Origin of the sequence: Streptomyces sp. NBC_00299, assembly GCF_036173045.1 — a bacterium.
GTDB lineage: Bacteria > Actinomycetota > Actinomycetes > Streptomycetales > Streptomycetaceae > Streptomyces > Streptomyces machairae.
Genome location: NZ_CP108039.1, coordinates 2103759 through 2118115 on the forward strand (window position 1 = coordinate 2103759; position 14357 = coordinate 2118115).

Sequence of the window (14357 nt, forward strand, 5' to 3'; positions counted from 1 at the left end):
CCCCAAATCCCGACGCCGCATGCCCCGAAGGAGTAGCTGGCAGGTGGAAGGCGGCTCCGGGCGGTGTGGCCGTCGGGTCAGTGGCGGCGGACCGCGCCGGGCAGACGAAGCCGTCGTACGACCGATCGCATCTCCGTGCCGCGCGGGGGCGGCGCAGCGTCGGCAAGGGCCGACGTGGGCATGGCCTCGGGCGGCGCGGCCGTGGCCCACAGGGCGAGCTCGGGGTCGCGGGGGCCGAGCGCGGTGCGGGTCTCGCCGTCGCCGAAGATCCGCACCGGGTGCGAGTCGTCCCAGCTCTGCCACCCCGGATCGCCCTCCACCGCGAACCGCACCCACGCGCGGTGCATCTCGTCGGCCAGCTCCTGCGGCGCTCCTTCGCCGGCCAGCTTGCGGGACTCGGGAACGTCCCCGGTGTCGAAGACGAAGCCGAGCTCCAGCGCGTGGCAGGCGCCGAGGTCGGGGAGGGTGGAGGGCCAGGCGAACTCGTACACGTACGACGATCCGGGGCGGGCGTCGGCCAGGCGGTGCAGGGGCCCGCGCAGCAGGTGGTCGGTGACCATCTGGCCGACTATCTCGGCGGTGCCGGCCTCGGGGTGCAGGGCGCGGTAGCCGCGGGGCACGTCGGCGCCGACGTGGCAGCGGGCCATGGCGCCGGCCAGGGCGACCGCGCCGAGCCGGTCGACCCGCTCCAGGAGCCCGCCAGGCACCAGCCACAGCCGGTACTCGTCGCGGGTCCAGCCCGTCATCAGGTCCACGCCGGAGGCGGCGTCACCCTCCGTGAGCGCTTCCAGGGGGTCCTGGGGGACGATGTCGCCGTCGACGACGATCCCGAAGGCGGGCCCGCCCACCACGGGGCTGCTGAGCCGGCCCACGTCGGCCTGGGTGCGCAGGAGCAGCTCGCGGTCGACGTCGGCGAAGGCCGCGGCGGTGGCGGGAATCCTCAGCCGGTTGGCCATCCGGCGCACCATCCGCCGTACCTTGTCCCGCTCGGCGGCCTCGGGCGGCCCGCTCTGCAGGATCGCCCGCCGGACCAGGCCCTGCGCCTGCGGGGCGGCGAGCAGCGCGCCGATGCTGATCGCGCCGGCGGACTGCCCGAACAGGGTGATGCGGCCGGGGTCGCCGCCGAACGCCTCGATCGAGGCGTGCACCCACTCCAGGGCGGCCAGCTGGTCGCGCAGGCCGGGGTTGGCGGGGGCGTCCGGGAAGTAGCCGTAGCCCTCGACGCCCAGTCGGTAGTTGACGGACACGAGGACGACGCCGTCGCGGGCGAAGGGCCGGCCGTCGTACACGGGCACGCCCGAGGAGCCGCGGGTCAGGGCGCCGCCGTGCAGCCACACCATGACCGGGAGCCGGGCGGCCGGGCCCGGCTCGGGGGTCCAGACGTTGAGGTTGAGGCAGTCGTCGCCGGGCACGACGGGGTCGGAGAGGTACTGCGCGAACGCCTCGGAGTAAGGCGGTTTGGGCGGCGTCGGCCCGAAGTCCGCGGCCTCGCGCACACCGTCCCAGGGCTCGGGCGGCACGGGCGGCCGAAACCGGTGCGGGCCGAACGGCGGCGCCGCGTAGGGAATGCCCCGGAACACCGCGACGCCGTCTTCGTACCGGCCCCGCACGGCACCGTAGGGCGTGCTCACCACGGGGTCTGTCCGGACTGCCGTCATACGTCCACCAGCCTCCTCACCGCGCTCGTGCACCGTGAAGATCAGAGCACCTCATTGTGGCCCGGTATTCCGGCGCACGAGCGGTTGTGAGGGCTATTCGGCTTACACGGCTGCTTGGCGTACATCAGGGTGCCGAGCCGAGCTGGTCGAAGCCGCCGCTGTCGGAGCCGTGGTCACCGCCGCCGCCCTCGGGCGATCGAGGGTTAGGTTCTCGCAGAACGGGCCGTCCCCGGCGCCGGTTGCCGGTCCAGGGCGGAGCGCTTCGCTCCTCATCTCACCGATTGACCGGCCCAACGACCGGATCTACGGTAGAAGGCGCTTTCTAAAACGTTTTCCGTTCAGCGTCGCCAGCGTCTCAACTCATTGCTCAACTCGGCGTCTCAGGAGAGTCATGCCCAGCCCGCACCCCTTGAGGGCCGTGTTCGCGATGGATCCGGTGCACCTCCCCCTGCTGTTCCCGCCACCGCTCATGGCCCGGCTGCGGCAGGCGGCCGAGCTCGACCCCACGCTCGTCGTACGGGACTTCACCGACCCGGCAGCGGCCGGGATCCTCGCCCGGACCGAGGTGCTCATCACCGGCTGGGGCTGCCCCCGCCTCGACACCGACGTCCTCACGGCCGCGCCCGAACTGCGCACGGTATTGCACGCCGCCGGCTCGGTCCGCTCGCTGGTCGGCGACGCGCTGTGGAAGGCCGGTGTCACCGTCTCCAGCGCGGCGACCGGCAACGCGCTGCCGGTCGCGGAGTACACGCTGGCGATGATCCTCCTCGCAGGGAAGGACACGTTCGGCCACCGGGAACGTTTTCGCAGCACCCATTCCTACCCGACGCATCGCGAGACCGCCGCGACCGGCAACGTCGGCCGCAGGGTCGGCGTCATCGGGGCGTCGCGCGTCGGCAGACGCCTGCTGGAGCTGCTGCGGCCGTTCGACTTCACGGTGCTGCTGCACGATCCGTACGTCAGCGCCGCCGAAGCCGCCGACCTGGGCGCCGAACTGCTGTCGCTGGACGACCTCCTGCGGCGCAGCGACATCGTCAGCCTGCATGCGCCGGACATCCCCGAGACGTACCGGATGCTCGACGGGGAGCGGCTGGGGCTGATCCGGGACGGGGGCGTACTGATCAACACCTCGCGGGGGGCGTTGGTCGATCCCGCGGCGCTCACGGACGAGCTTGTCTCCGGGCGGCTGCACGCGGTGCTCGACGTGACCGAACCGGAGCCGTTGCCTGCCGGGTCGCCGCTGTATCACCTGCCCAATGTCTTCCTGACCCCTCATATCGCCGGGTCGCTCGGGAACGAGCTGGAGCGGCTCGGGCGGATCGTGGTGGAGGAGTTGGAGCGCGTGGTGGGGGGCGGGGGGCTGGTGCATGAAGTTCGGGAGGGTGATTTGGGGCGGGTGGCCTGAGACTGGGGGCGTTGCGGCGGCTTGGCCCTGTAGCTGAGGTGCCGAATGCCTGGCTCGGTCGCCTACGGGGCGCCTCAGCCGGTGTCGGCGGCGCGGTGAGGTTGGTACGCGCTTGTCCGGCGTTGGGCGAGTGCCCACCAACCTGAAATATGCCCGGCGTTGGGCCCGCATGCGGTGGATCTCGTCGACTCGGCGTTCATGGCCGACTTCACGGGATTCCGTCTCACCTGCTGGTGACGCCGGGCGCGTTCGAAGTTTCGAAAGCCGTCATCGGTGAAGTCCTTGGAACTCCGGCCTCTTCCGGACTCATCGCGGCGAACCTAGGGTAGGAAGCGCTTACCGTTTCCGCGCTGGTCGAAACTTTTCAGGGCCCTCGGGCGGGCCGGAGAGGTGGTTCCCGATGGTCCGTACGGGCGGTGCGAGCGTGGCGGCCGGTCCAACCCTGGCGGTCGTGGCCCGTGAGGCCGGGGTGTCCGTGCCGACCGCGTCCAAGGTGGTCAACGGCCGGGAGGACGTGGCCCCCGAGACCCGCCGCCGGGTCACCGAGGCACTGGACCGGCTCGGCTACGTCCGCAGACCGCGCTTCGACGCGGCGAAGACGCCGGGCCTGGTCGACCTCGTCGTGCACTCGCTGGACAGCTCCTGGTCGGGCGCGGTGCTGCACGGGGTGGAGGCGGCGGCCCACGACGCGGGCCTGGAGGTGGTGGTCTCGGCCGGGCTGACCCGGACGCGGGGCGGCCGTCCGGAGCGCGGCTGGCTGGACAAGCTCATCGCGCGGGGCTCGTCGGGCGTGCTGTTCAACCTGGCCGAGCTGACGGCGTCGCAGTACGCGTGGCTGGAGCAGCACCGCGTCCCGTTCGTGATGATCGACCCGGTGCTGGATCCGCCGCCGGGCGTGGTGTCGGTGGGCGCGGCGAACTGGCACGGCGGCGTCCTCGCCACCGAGCATCTGCTGGCGCTGGGGCATGAGCGGATCGGCGTGATCGCCGGTCATCAGCGCAAGATGTGCAGCACCGCCCGGGTGGCCGGCTACCGCTCGGCGCTCGCCGCGGCCGGGGTGCGGCACCGTCCCGAATACGTCCGGCACGCGGGCTTCGACGAGGGTCTCGCCCGCCTCCGGATGCTGGAGCTCCTCGACCTGCCGGAGCCGCCGACGGCGGTCTTCGTCTGCTCCGACCGGATGAGCCTCGGTGTCTACGAGGCTCTGGCGGAGCGCGGGTTGAGCGTGCCCGACGGCATGAGCGTCGTCGGCTTCGACGATCTGCCGGAGGCCCGCTGGATCGCCCCGGCCCTCACCACGATCCGCCAGCCGCTGTCGGAGATGGCGGCGACGGCGTTGCACCTGCTGGTGCGGATGATGGACGGGGAACGGCCGGAGAGCACACGGACGGAGTTGTCGACGCGTCTGGTGGAGCGGGCGAGCACGGCGGGGCCGCGCGGGCTGTCCCGCTGAGTCCTTCACCTGGTTGGCCGGGCGGGCCCCCACTACGGGTGCTGGGGGTGCCCGGGGCCGCTAGCGTCGAAGGCCAGGTCGAGCAGCTCGGGATCTTCCAGAAGGAGCGTGGTCGGTGTGGCCCGGAACCGCCGTCTGATCCTGAGCCCGCCGTCCAAGGTCTGGAGCCTGCTGTCCGACGGCCATCGCTACGGGGAGTGGGTGTCGGGCACCCAGCAGATCCTCGCCGCGGACCCGCACTGGCCCGCCGTGGGCGCCCGTCTGCAGGTCCGGGTCGGCGTCGGCCCCGCGGTCCTGGACGACACGTGCGTCGTGCGGATCTGTGAACCGGAGCGCCGTCTGGAGCTGGAGGCGAAGGCGGATCCGTTCGGCGCGGCCCGCATCGCCATGCGGCTGATCCCCTGGGGCGAGAACACCCTCTTCATTCTCGACTGGCATGCCCTGCGGGGCCCCGGCGTCCGCATGCACGGGCTCCCCGTCGACTATCTCGTCCGGATCCGCAGCGGCATGATGCTGACGAAACTCGCCCGGATCGCGGTACGCGAGGCCGGCGACAGGACCGTCGACGCCCACACGCACTGAGCGGTCCTCCGGCGCCGTACCGACCTTGATCGCGTTGGACCGACAGGGTGGTTGATGCGCCGCCCGGCCCGTCCGCCCTGGTGGCGACGTTGATCGTTGCTAGCTTCGCGAGCTGTCCGAGGGTCCCGCGTCCCCCAGGGCATCGAGCCGAGGCGGGGCCGTGGCGATGAGCTGAGGCGAGAGTCGAGAGTGACGGGTATGAGCGAAGAGCCGGACAGGCAGACAGTTGCCCCGTTCAGGCGCAGGAGTTTCCTGGCGTCGGCCGCGTTGGCGAGCGGCACCCCGGCCGCGGTCGCGGTCGCCGGTCCCGCGGAGGCTGCCGCGCCCCCGGCAGGCGGTGCGCTCGCGGCGCCTGCCCTCGGGTCCGTGGCACGGCTGCTGGCCGTTCCCCAGGAAGGCCGCGGAGTCGACTGGATCAGGTCGGCCCTTCAGGTCGCCGTCGCACTGGAACTCGCCACCATCCCGCCCTACTTCTGCGGCCTGTGGTCCGTCAAGGACCGCCGCAGTGAGGTCGCGCGGCTGATCGAGCGCATCGTCGGCGACGAGATGTACCACCTCGGCATCACCTGCAACCTTCTCGTGGCCGTGGGCGGAAAACCGCAGATCAAGGCCGCCGCACCCGTCTACCCGGGGCCGCTGCCCGGCGGTGTCCGTGCCGGAGTGCACGTCTACCTGTCGGGCCTCACCAAGCCCTTCGTGCGCGATGTGATGATGGCGATCGAGGCCCCCGAGGAATCGCTCGTCCGGAGCGTGCAGGCCTCCCCCACCGTCGGCGAGTTCTACGAGGGGCTGCTGAACGCCTTCCGGACGGTGCGGCCGGAACTGTCGGTGCAGGGACAGCTGTCCCAGTACGTCTTCGCCGACGATCTGTCTCCGATCGCGAACCTCGACCACGTCGAGCAGGCCATCCGGATCATCATGGAGCAGGGCGAGGGCACCACCAGTTCCCCGTCCGCTTCCTTCGAGGACGACCACCCCGCGCACTACTACGCCTTCGGCGAGATCTACCACGGCCGGGAGCTGCGCCGGACGGACGACGGCTGGCAGTACGTCGGCGCGCCCGTGCCCTTCCCCGACGTACGCCCCATGGCCCCGATCCCGGTCGGCGGCTGGCCCAACCCGCCGGCCCGGGTCCGCCAACTCCTGCACCAGTTCGACGCCACCTACAGCACCGTGCTGGACACTCTCGACGCGGCCTGGGCCGGCGGCGGCCAGCGCACCCTGGGCGCGGCCATCCACGCCATGCACGGCCTGGAGAGGCCGGCCGTGGAGCTGATGGAGACCCGCAACCCCTACGTCCCCGGCACCTACGGCCCCCAGTTCCGCGCCCTTCCCAGGCGGCGCAGCGCGTCCTGACGCTTTGGCGGCAGCGGTACGAGTCGAACCCCGGCGCGGGACGCACGCGCCGGGGTTCGACGCCTTGGACGACCCCGGACTCCGCGTGCTCTAGTCGAGTCCCGCCGCCCACTTGATCCCGCCGAGGAGATGGGCGCGGAAGTCGGGGTTCTCGTAGGCCTCGGGCGCGTGACCGAGTGCCGTGTAGAAGGCGCGGCCGGATCCCTGGTCGCGGCACCACACCAGCGGGTGGTCCCCGCCCATGCCGCCTCCGTCGTACGACGACTCGTCGGCGCAGGCCAACACCCGTACCGTGGCGCGGGGGTTGGTGCGGAAGTCGTACCACTCGTCGACGAAGTCCCATACGGCGGGCAGGTGCCGGGTGGCCGGGTGCTCGCGGTCCTCGACGAGCGCCTTGCCCGGCTGGTGGTCGGGGTGCCGGTCGAACCGGGCGCCCAACAGCTCGCCGTAGTACGGCCAGTCGTACTCGGTGCAGGCCGCCGCGTGCACCCCGACGAAGCCGCCGCCCGCCTCGACGTACGCGGCGAGCCGTTCGCGCCCGGCGGGGGTGAGCACCTCGCCGCTGGTGGAGATGAAGACGACGGCCGCGTATCCGTCGAGGGGTTGCTCGAAGGCCGTGGGGTCCTCTGTGTGGTCGACCTCGAAGTCACCGATGGTGCGTACGGCTTCGACGCCGGCCGGGATGGACGCGTGCCGGTAGGCGGTGGTGCGGGTGTAGACGAGGAGTCGCACGGACATACTTGCGAGCCTAACGGCCCGACAACCCGGGTTGTCGGGCCTCTTCCCCCCCTTGCCCATGCGGGAGGCCGACGCGGTGGACGCCTCACTGCGCTGTCCGGGGTTCGCCCTGCGTGAGCCGGTGTTCGGACTCGGAGCGGGCCGTGCTCACACATCCGCGGATCGTGCTGCTGCCCGCCTGCTTCGGCGTCGTCGAGCGCGAACGGACCGGCTGGGAGCCGGCTCGAGCACGGGCCCATGAAGGTCCATCCGACTCTGCTGGAGGACGGCACGATCATCCACGACGGGTGAGCCCCGCCTTCCGCCTGGCGCACAGGTGTTCCATATCGCGCGCCGCTCTGCGTAGCCTCGGCTGCGATGAACGCCATTCCCGCGCTCCTTGACCATCTCGTCCTCGTGACGCCCGACCTGTCCGCCACGGTCGCCGACTTCGCCCGGCGCACCGGCGTGACCCCCGCCCCGGGCGGCGTGCACGTCGGGCTCGGCACCCGCAACTACCTGGTGTCGCTGGGCGGAATGAGCTACCTGGAGATCATCGGCCCGGACCCCGAGCAGTCCGCGCCCGACGCGCCCCGCCCTTTCGCGGTCGACGGGCTCACCGTCCCGCGCACGGTCACCTGGGCGATCAGCCGGCCCGACCTGGACGCCGCCATCGCCGCCGCCCGGGCCCGGGGCTACGATCCCGGCCCTGCTCAGTCGATGAGCCGCCGCAGACCCGACGGCACCCTCCTGGAATGGCGGCTCACCGACGGCGACGACGCCCACCCCTCCGGCCTCGTCCCCTTCCTCATCGACTGGAGCGCCACGGTCCACCCCACCGCCTCGGACCTGCCCACCACCCCGCTGCTGTCCCTTGCCGCGACCGCCCCCGAGCCGGACGAGATCCGGCCCCTGCTGTCGGCCCTGGGCACGGACCTCGACCTGACGACGGGCCCGGTGGGGATCACTTTCACGGTGGACACGCCTCTGGGGCCGGTGACCTTCGACTGAGGTGTCCGATTCCTTCAAGACCGGCCGGCGCCGGCGTGCCTACGGTGGCCCCATGACTCCACGATTCGATGCCATCGGCCTGGTCGTCTCCGACATGGCCGCCTCAGTCACCTTCTACCGCCGCCTCGGGTTCGCGTTCCCCACGGGCGCCGAGACCGAGCCGCACGCCGAGGCCGAACTGCCGGGCGGGCTGCGGCTGCTGCTCGACACCGAGGAGACGGTGCGGTCCTTCCTCCCCCAGTGGCAGCCGCCCACGGGCAGCGGCCGTCACTCGCTCGCCCTGCGGTGCGAGGGTCCTGCCGAGGTCGACGCGGTGTACGAGGACCTGGTCGGCGCCGGTTACCACGGCGAGCTCAAGCCGTGGGACGCCTTCTGGGGCCAGCGGTACGCCTCCGTCCAGGACCCCGACGGCAACGGCGTCGACCTCTTCGCGCCGCTAGCCGCCGCTCCGGCCGAGTAGCTCGCCGAGCGGTACGCCCGCCAACTCCTTGACGTCCCGGGCCAGATGAGCCTGATCGGCGTACCCCGCCCGGACGGCCGTTTCCGCGAACGGGACACCGTCCCGCCCCAGCGCGAGCGCGCGTTGCAGCCGCAGGATCCGGCCCAGCGTCTTGGGGCCGTACCCGAAGGCGGCCAGGCAGCGACGGTGCAACTGGCGTGCGCCCAGGCCGAGTTGGTCCGCAGTGGCGGAGACGGGGTGGCCCGCGTCCAGCGCCTTGACGATCTGCCGTAGGACAGGGTCGGGCGGCTCCGCAACGGCCGCGCACTCCAGCGCAACCTCCTCCAGCGCGGTCACGGGGTCGGCCGCCGCCTCGATACGTCCGCGCAGGAGCCGCACCTCCGCGGCCGGCCACAGGTCGGCGAGCTCCACGCGCCGGTCACGCAGCTCGTGCGCGGGCACGCCGAGGAGGGCGGGCGCAGCGCCGGGACAGAAGCGGACGCCGGCCCAGGTACTGGGCTCCCTTTCCATGACGTACGCGCGTGTGTCGGGCCCCGCGACGAGCAGCCGTCCCTCGTGCCACAACAGGTCCATGCACCCGTCGGGCAGGACGCGCCCCGCGCCGGTGTCGGACGAGGCGTTCGTCCAGACGACGGCGCCGGGCAGCCGGGACGCCCTCTCCTCATACACATACGCCAGCGTAAGCGCCCCTCCGGGGGCGCAGCCCGCTCAACCCCGATGCTCCTGCGGACTCACCCCGTAGACCCTCTTGAACGCACTGGACAACGCGAACGCGCTCCCGTACCCGACCCGTCGCGCGATCGCTTCGAGCGTGTCGTCGGTGTCACGCAGCGCATCCGCCGCGAGCGCGAGCCGCCATCCCGTCAGGTACGTCATCGGCGGCTCGCCCACCAGTTCGGTGAAGCGCCTGGCGAGCGCGGCCCGGGACACCCCCGCCTTCATGGCCAGGAGGCCGACCGTCCAGGGGTGCGCGGGGTCGTCCTGGACGAGCCGCAGCACGCGGCCGACCACGGGGTCGGCGAGCGCCGCGTACCAGGCCGGGGCCGCCGCCTCCGGGCGGGAGAACCAGGCCCTGAGCGCGGCGATGACCAACAGGTCGAGCAGCCGGTCCAGGACGACTTCCTGGCCGGGCTCGTCGCGGACGATCTCCTCCAGGAGATACGGAGTGAGAGGGCAGTCCCACACGTCTGCGGTGAGGGCCAGCAGCGGCGGCAGCGCGTTCAGCAGCCGCCCGCTGACCTCGCCCTGCCACAGATACGTGCCGATCAGCATCACGGCCGAACCGTCGAGCCGGTCGCCCCAGGTGCGCACGCCGAGGTCCATCGAGCCGTTGAGGGAGCGTCCGTCGGGGTAGCTGCATTCGGCGCCCGGCAGGATCAGGGCCTGGGGTGCGGTGCCGGGGTCGTCGGCGCAGATGTAGGGGTCCGGGCCGCGGGCGATGGCGAGGTCGCCGGGGCGCAGCCGGATCCTCCCCCAGCCTTCGGCCGGGGGGACCCCCCTCTCGCTTCGCTCGCCCTGGTCCGGGATCACCCAGGCGTCGCCGCGGACCATGACCATGACGGTGAGCGGGGCGCGGTCCTCGACGCGGATGGCCCACGGCGGCTCGAAACACGCGCGGATCATGAAGGCGCCACGCGCACGTGGGCCCTCCAGAAGGCCGGCGAGAGCGTCCATGGGCTCAGCGTAGACGCCCGCGCATGGGAATGAGCCGTTCAGCGATGGGCTGTTGAGGCGCGCACCCGTTGACTTGAAGCATGACGGAAAACGCAGCCGACAAGGCGAACACGCAGCGGATGACGGTAGTGGTGACCGGTGCCTCGGGTCGTACCGGAAGCCGGGTGGCGGAAGCGGCGCGCGGGGCCGGGCTGACGGTACGGGCCGCCTCCCGGGCGCAGGGCTTCGACTGGGAGAACCCGACGACGTGGGCTCAGACCCTGCGCGACGCGGACGCGGCGTATCTGATGTACCCGTCCGACGTCGGCTCCCCGGCGGCGGCCGAGGGTGTCGGCGCGCTCGCGCGGGAGGCGGTGGGGCTCGGCGTACGGCGGCTGGTCCTGCTGTCGGCGCGCGGTGAGGACCAGGCGCTGCCGACCGAGGAGGCGCTGAAGTCCTCCGGCGCGGACTGGACGATCGTACGGGCCGCGTGGTTCGCACAGAACTTCAGCGAGGGACCGCTGGTGGAGGGCATGGTCCACGGGGAGCTGGTCTTCCCGGCGGGCGAGGTGAAGGAGCCGTTCATCGACGTGCGCGACATCGCGGACGTGGTGACGGCCGTGCTGACCTCGGGCGACCGCCACGTGGGCCGGGCCCTGGAGCTGACCGGGCCGCGGCTGTTGCCGTGGCGGGAGGCGGTCGCGGAGATCTCCGGGGCGACGGGCAGCACGATCACGTACACGCCGGTGCCGACAGCGGCCTACGGCGAGGCCCTGCAGGGCTTCGGTGTGCCGGCCGAGGAGGCGGAGCTCCTGGTCGAGGTCTTCGAAACCCTCATGGACGGGCGCAACGCCCATCTGACGGACGACGTCCGCGAGGTGCTCGGCCGTGCGCCGCGCGACTTCACCGACTTCGTGCGGGAGGCCGCGGCGGCAGGGGCGTGGAAGGCCTGAGGCCCTGCCCTTCGGGCCTTTCGGTCCGGTCAGTCCTCCGGCTTGTGCGGCGGATGGGTGTGAGTGCTCTTCACATGCGTCCGCAGCCGCGACGAGAGGTCCTCCGGCGGCAGGAAGCGGGACCAGCGCTCGGGGAACTCCGACGGCATGTCCGGGTCGTCGGGGTCCTGCTCCCGGTTCGCGGCGTGCCGGGCCACGTACTCGGCGACCTGGGCCTCGCGCAGCCGCTCGTTCGCGGCGCGGGCCGCGGCCGTCGCGGCGGCCGGCCAGACCCGGTCGATCGCGGCGTTGACCGCGGCCCCGACGAGCACGGCGAACGCGGACACGCCGATCCACAGCATGACGGCGACGGCGGCGGCCAGCGAGCCGTAGATCGACGCACCCTCGATGGTGCTCGTCAGGTAGATGCGCAGCAGGAAGCTGCCCAGCACCCACATGGCGAGGGCGACCAGCGCGCCGGGCACGTCCTCGATCCAGGGTGAGCGGACCGGCACGGACACGTGGTAGAGCGTCGTCAGGAACGCGATCGACAGGACGATCACGACCGGCCAGTACAGGACCTGCACCAAGGTCTCCGACCACGGCACGATCCGCACCACCGCGTCCGGCCCCGCCACCATCAGCGGCAGCGCCACCGAGCCGATCAGCAGCGCCGCGAGGAACAGCAGGAACGCCACCAGCCGGGTCTTGACGATGCCGCGGACGCCGTCGAGCCCGTACATCACGGTGATCGTGTCTATGAAGACGTTCACCGCGCGCGACCCCGACCACAGGGCGAACAGGAAGCCGACGGAGATCACGTCGGGTCGGCCGCCGTTCATCACGTCGTCCAGGATCGGCTGGGCGATCTGACGTACGCCCTTGTCGGACAGGACCGTGCGGGAGGCCTCCAGGATGTTGGTCTCCAGGCTGGTGATGGTGTCGGTGCCGGTCCAGTCGTCGACGTAACCGAGGAGGCCGATGAGGCTGAGGAGGAGCGGCGGCACGGACAGCAGCGTGAAGAACGCCGCCTCGGCCGCGAGCCCCAGGATGCGGTACTCGATGCAGGAATTGACGGTGTCCTTGAGCAACAGCCAGGCGGTCCTGCGCTTCGACACGTTCCGGTAGAGGGCACGCGCCCGATGGAGACGGCCGGAGGGCCGCTGGGAGGATTCACTTGCTGGCTGCACGACCTAAAGGTATCCGCCGTACAGGGGCGCACTCATCGCGGCGCCGGGTGCACGCCCTCGCCACCTGCCCGATCGTGCGCGCGGGTGCCGTGTCAGGGTGGATATCACCGTTCTACGGAGGGGTAGGTTCACACCCATGGCAGGCAGCACGCACACCGTGACGAACCAGCCCCCGCCCCTGGTCGGCTACGACGCCTACACCGCCGATCAGGCCCTGAGCTCGGCCGTCGAACGTCATCTGGCCCCCGAGCTGCTGGACGAGGTCCGGGGCGAGCTGTCGGGGCTCGGCAAGTCCTGTGGATCGGCGCAGCTGCAGGAGTGGGGGGCGCTGGCCAACGAGCACCCGCCGACGCTGCGCACCCACGACCGCTTCGGCCACCGCGTCGACGAGGTCGACTTCCATCCGTCCTGGCACCGGCTGCTCGGCAAGGGCGTCGCGGCGGGCCTGACCGCGGCCTGGGTGCGGCCGGGCGGGCATGTGCGACGGGCGGCCGCGTTCCTGCTGTGGACGCAGATCGAGGCCGGCAACTGCTGCCCGCTGTCCATGACCCACGCGGCGGTCCCGGCTCTGCGCACCGATCCCGACCTCGCCACCGTGTGGGAACCGCGGCTGACGTCCATGATCTACGACCGTGAGCTGCGGCCGGCCCGGCTCAAGGCCGGGGCCCTGTTCGGGATGGGCATGACGGAGAAGCAGGGCGGCAGCGACGTACGCGCCAACACGACGGCCGCGCGTCCCCTCCCCGACGGCGAGTCGTACGAGCTGACCGGGCACAAGTGGTTCTGCTCGGCACCCATGTCGGACGGGTTTCTCGTGCTGGCGCAGGCGCCGGGCGGTCTCACCTGTCTCCTGGTCCCGCGCGTCCTGGAGGACGGCACGCGCAACGTGTTCCGCATCCAGCGGCTCAAGGACAAGCTGGGCAACCGCTCGAACGCCTCCAGCGAGGTCGAGTTCGACGGGACGTGGGCGCGCCGGGTCGGTGATGAGGGGCGCGGGGTGCGCACCATCATCGAGATGGTGGCCGCGACCCGGCTCGACTGTGTGCTGGGCTCGGCGGGGCTGATGCGGCAGGCGGTCGCGCAGGCGATCCATCACTGCACGCACCGCGAGGCGTTCGGCGGGAAGCTCGTCGACAAGCCGCTCATGCGCAACGTCCTGGCCGACCTGGCCGTCGAGTCCGAGGCGGCGACCACCCTCGCACTGCGCCTCGCGGCCGCGTACGACGACGGCGGCGAGCAGGAGCGGGCGCTGCTGCGGATCGCGGTGCCGACCGCCAAGTACTGGGTGACCAAGCGGTGTACGCCGCTGACGGTCGAGGCGTCCGAGTGCCTGGGCGGCAACGGGTACGTGGAGGAGTCGGGGATGCCCCGGCTGGTGCGCGAGTCGCCGCTGAACTCGATCTGGGAGGGGGCGGGCAACGTCCAGGCGCTGGACGTGCTGCGGGCGTTGCAGCGGGAGCCCGCGGCGTTCAACGCCTATCTCCAGGAGGTCGGCAAGGCGCGCGGCGCCGATCACCGGCTGGACGCGGCGATCAAGGGCCTGCTGACCGAACTGGCCGACCTGGACGGCATCGAGGCCCGCGCCCGCCGCCTGACGGAGCGACTCGCACTGGTCCTGCAGGGCTCCCTGCTGGTCCGCTACGCACCACCGGAGGTCGCCGACGCCTTCTGCGCCTCACGGTTGGGCGGCGACGGCGGCGCGGCCTTCGGAACCCTTCCGCACACCCTGGACCTCGCGTCGATCATGGAGCGAGCGCGGCCGGTGGCCTGAGAGGCTCAGCGACCCGGCCAAGGATGCGGCCACCGACCTCAGGGGCGCGGGGCCGTACCGATATGCGGTCCGCCGCGTGGGCGCGACCAGCCACAACGAACCCGCAGCCGCCGACGCACAGAAAGCCGCACCCCTGTCCGGAACACGGCCCGACCGTCGGAGACAGGGG

14 protein-coding genes are annotated in these 14357 nt (G+C 72.1%); 9 read left to right on the forward strand and 5 right to left on the reverse strand.

Going from position 1 to position 14357, the window contains the following annotated elements; all coding sequences use genetic code 11:
- Positions 1-77: 77 nt before the first annotated feature.
- Positions 78-1658: a carboxylesterase/lipase family protein gene (locus OHT51_RS09130; RefSeq protein WP_328878409.1), complete on the reverse strand. Its 1581-nt coding sequence runs from the start codon at positions 1656-1658 to the stop codon at positions 78-80.
- Positions 1659-2049: 391 nt separating this feature from the next.
- On the opposite strand from OHT51_RS09130, the gene OHT51_RS09135 reads away from it, so the two are divergent.
- The 4 genes from OHT51_RS09135 to OHT51_RS09150 all read left to right on the forward strand — a co-directional run bounded on the left by OHT51_RS09135 (position 2050) and on the right by OHT51_RS09150 (position 6454).
- Entirely contained in the window at positions 2050-3063 is a 1014-nt protein-coding gene (locus tag OHT51_RS09135) for a hydroxyacid dehydrogenase (RefSeq protein ID WP_328878410.1), read from the forward strand.
- A gap of 400 nt (positions 3064-3463) precedes the next feature.
- A complete protein-coding gene (locus OHT51_RS09140) occupies positions 3464-4516 on the forward strand; it encodes a LacI family DNA-binding transcriptional regulator (RefSeq protein WP_328878411.1) in 1053 nt (350 codons plus the stop codon).
- Positions 4517-4633: 117 nt separating this feature from the next.
- Positions 4634-5098 (forward strand): SRPBCC family protein, encoded by a 465-nt coding sequence (locus tag OHT51_RS09145; RefSeq protein WP_328878412.1) that lies wholly within the window; start codon positions 4634-4636, stop codon positions 5096-5098.
- Between the two features lie 198 nt (positions 5099-5296).
- On the forward strand, positions 5297-6454 hold the full coding sequence (locus OHT51_RS09150) for a ferritin-like domain-containing protein (RefSeq protein WP_328878413.1): 1158 nt from the start codon (positions 5297-5299) through the stop codon (positions 6452-6454).
- Between the two features lie 90 nt (positions 6455-6544).
- On the opposite strand, the gene OHT51_RS09155 is transcribed toward OHT51_RS09150, so the two are convergent.
- Entirely contained in the window at positions 6545-7192 is a 648-nt protein-coding gene (locus tag OHT51_RS09155; RefSeq protein WP_328878414.1) for a ThuA domain-containing protein, read from the reverse strand.
- A gap of 113 nt (positions 7193-7305) precedes the next feature.
- Between OHT51_RS09155 and OHT51_RS09160 the strand changes: the two genes are divergently transcribed.
- The 3 genes from OHT51_RS09160 to OHT51_RS09170 are packed head-to-tail and all read left to right on the forward strand — an operon-like array spanning position 7306 to position 8642.
- Positions 7306-7575, forward strand: coding sequence for a DUF5954 family protein (locus tag OHT51_RS09160; protein ID WP_328878415.1), 270 nt, complete (start codon positions 7306-7308; stop codon positions 7573-7575).
- The gene (locus OHT51_RS09165) at positions 7550-8182 is read left to right on the forward strand and encodes a VOC family protein (RefSeq protein ID WP_328878416.1); all 633 of its coding nucleotides are present in this window, start codon (positions 7550-7552) and stop codon (positions 8180-8182) included. Before OHT51_RS09160 ends, OHT51_RS09165 begins: the two co-directional genes overlap by 26 nt.
- Before the next feature lie 52 nt (positions 8183-8234).
- Entirely contained in the window at positions 8235-8642 is a 408-nt protein-coding gene (locus OHT51_RS09170) for a VOC family protein (RefSeq protein ID WP_328878417.1), read from the forward strand.
- Here the strand turns inward: OHT51_RS09170 and OHT51_RS09175 are convergent.
- Positions 8619-9311 carry a DUF6597 domain-containing transcriptional factor gene (locus OHT51_RS09175; RefSeq protein ID WP_328878418.1) on the reverse strand — a complete coding sequence of 231 codons (693 nt, stop codon included), beginning with the start codon at positions 9309-9311 and terminating at the stop codon, positions 8619-8621. The genes OHT51_RS09170 and OHT51_RS09175 overlap by 24 nt on opposite strands.
- Positions 9312-9350: 39 nt before the next feature.
- Positions 9351-10316: an AraC family transcriptional regulator gene (locus tag OHT51_RS09180; protein ID WP_328878419.1), complete on the reverse strand. Its 966-nt coding sequence runs from the start codon at positions 10314-10316 to the stop codon at positions 9351-9353.
- Positions 10317-10396: 80 nt separating this feature from the next.
- On the opposite strand from OHT51_RS09180, the gene OHT51_RS09185 reads away from it, so the two are divergent.
- A complete protein-coding gene (locus OHT51_RS09185) occupies positions 10397-11248 on the forward strand; it encodes an NmrA family NAD(P)-binding protein (RefSeq protein ID WP_328878420.1) in 852 nt (283 codons plus the stop codon).
- 29 nt (positions 11249-11277) lie between these two features.
- Here the strand turns inward: OHT51_RS09185 and OHT51_RS09190 are convergent, their stop codons facing one another.
- Complete coding sequence (locus OHT51_RS09190) at positions 11278-12417, reverse strand: YihY/virulence factor BrkB family protein (protein ID WP_328878421.1); 1140 nt, start codon at positions 12415-12417, stop codon at positions 11278-11280.
- A 136-nt stretch (positions 12418-12553) separates the two neighbouring features.
- Here OHT51_RS09190 and OHT51_RS09195 point away from each other — a divergent pair, with 136 nt between their 5' ends.
- Entirely contained in the window at positions 12554-14188 is a 1635-nt protein-coding gene (locus OHT51_RS09195) for an acyl-CoA dehydrogenase family protein (RefSeq protein WP_328878422.1), read from the forward strand.
- The last annotated feature ends 169 nt before the right edge of the window (positions 14189-14357 follow it).

Bases quoted from the DNA above. Each gene is read 5' to 3' on its own strand.
- OHT51_RS09140 (WP_328878411.1), top strand. From the start codon at position 3,464: ATGGTCCGTACGGGCGGTGCGAGCGTGGCGGCCGGTCCAACCCTGGCG.
- OHT51_RS09180 (WP_328878419.1), bottom strand. From the start codon at position 10,316: ATGGACGCTCTCGCCGGCCTTCTGGAGGGCCCACGTGCGCGTGGCGCC.
- OHT51_RS09155 (WP_328878414.1), bottom strand. From the start codon at position 7,192: ATGTCCGTGCGACTCCTCGTCTACACCCGCACCACCGCCTACCGGCAC.
- OHT51_RS09165 (WP_328878416.1), top strand. From the start codon at position 7,550: ATGAACGCCATTCCCGCGCTCCTTGACCATCTCGTCCTCGTGACGCCC.
- OHT51_RS09170 (WP_328878417.1), top strand. From the start codon at position 8,235: ATGACTCCACGATTCGATGCCATCGGCCTGGTCGTCTCCGACATGGCC.
- OHT51_RS09185 (WP_328878420.1), top strand. From the start codon at position 10,397: ATGACGGAAAACGCAGCCGACAAGGCGAACACGCAGCGGATGACGGTA.
- OHT51_RS09130 (WP_328878409.1), bottom strand. From the start codon at position 1,658: ATGACGGCAGTCCGGACAGACCCCGTGGTGAGCACGCCCTACGGTGCC.
- OHT51_RS09150 (WP_328878413.1), top strand. From the start codon at position 5,297: ATGAGCGAAGAGCCGGACAGGCAGACAGTTGCCCCGTTCAGGCGCAGG.
- OHT51_RS09195 (WP_328878422.1), top strand. From the start codon at position 12,554: ATGGCAGGCAGCACGCACACCGTGACGAACCAGCCCCCGCCCCTGGTC.
- OHT51_RS09135 (WP_328878410.1), top strand. From the start codon at position 2,050: ATGCCCAGCCCGCACCCCTTGAGGGCCGTGTTCGCGATGGATCCGGTG.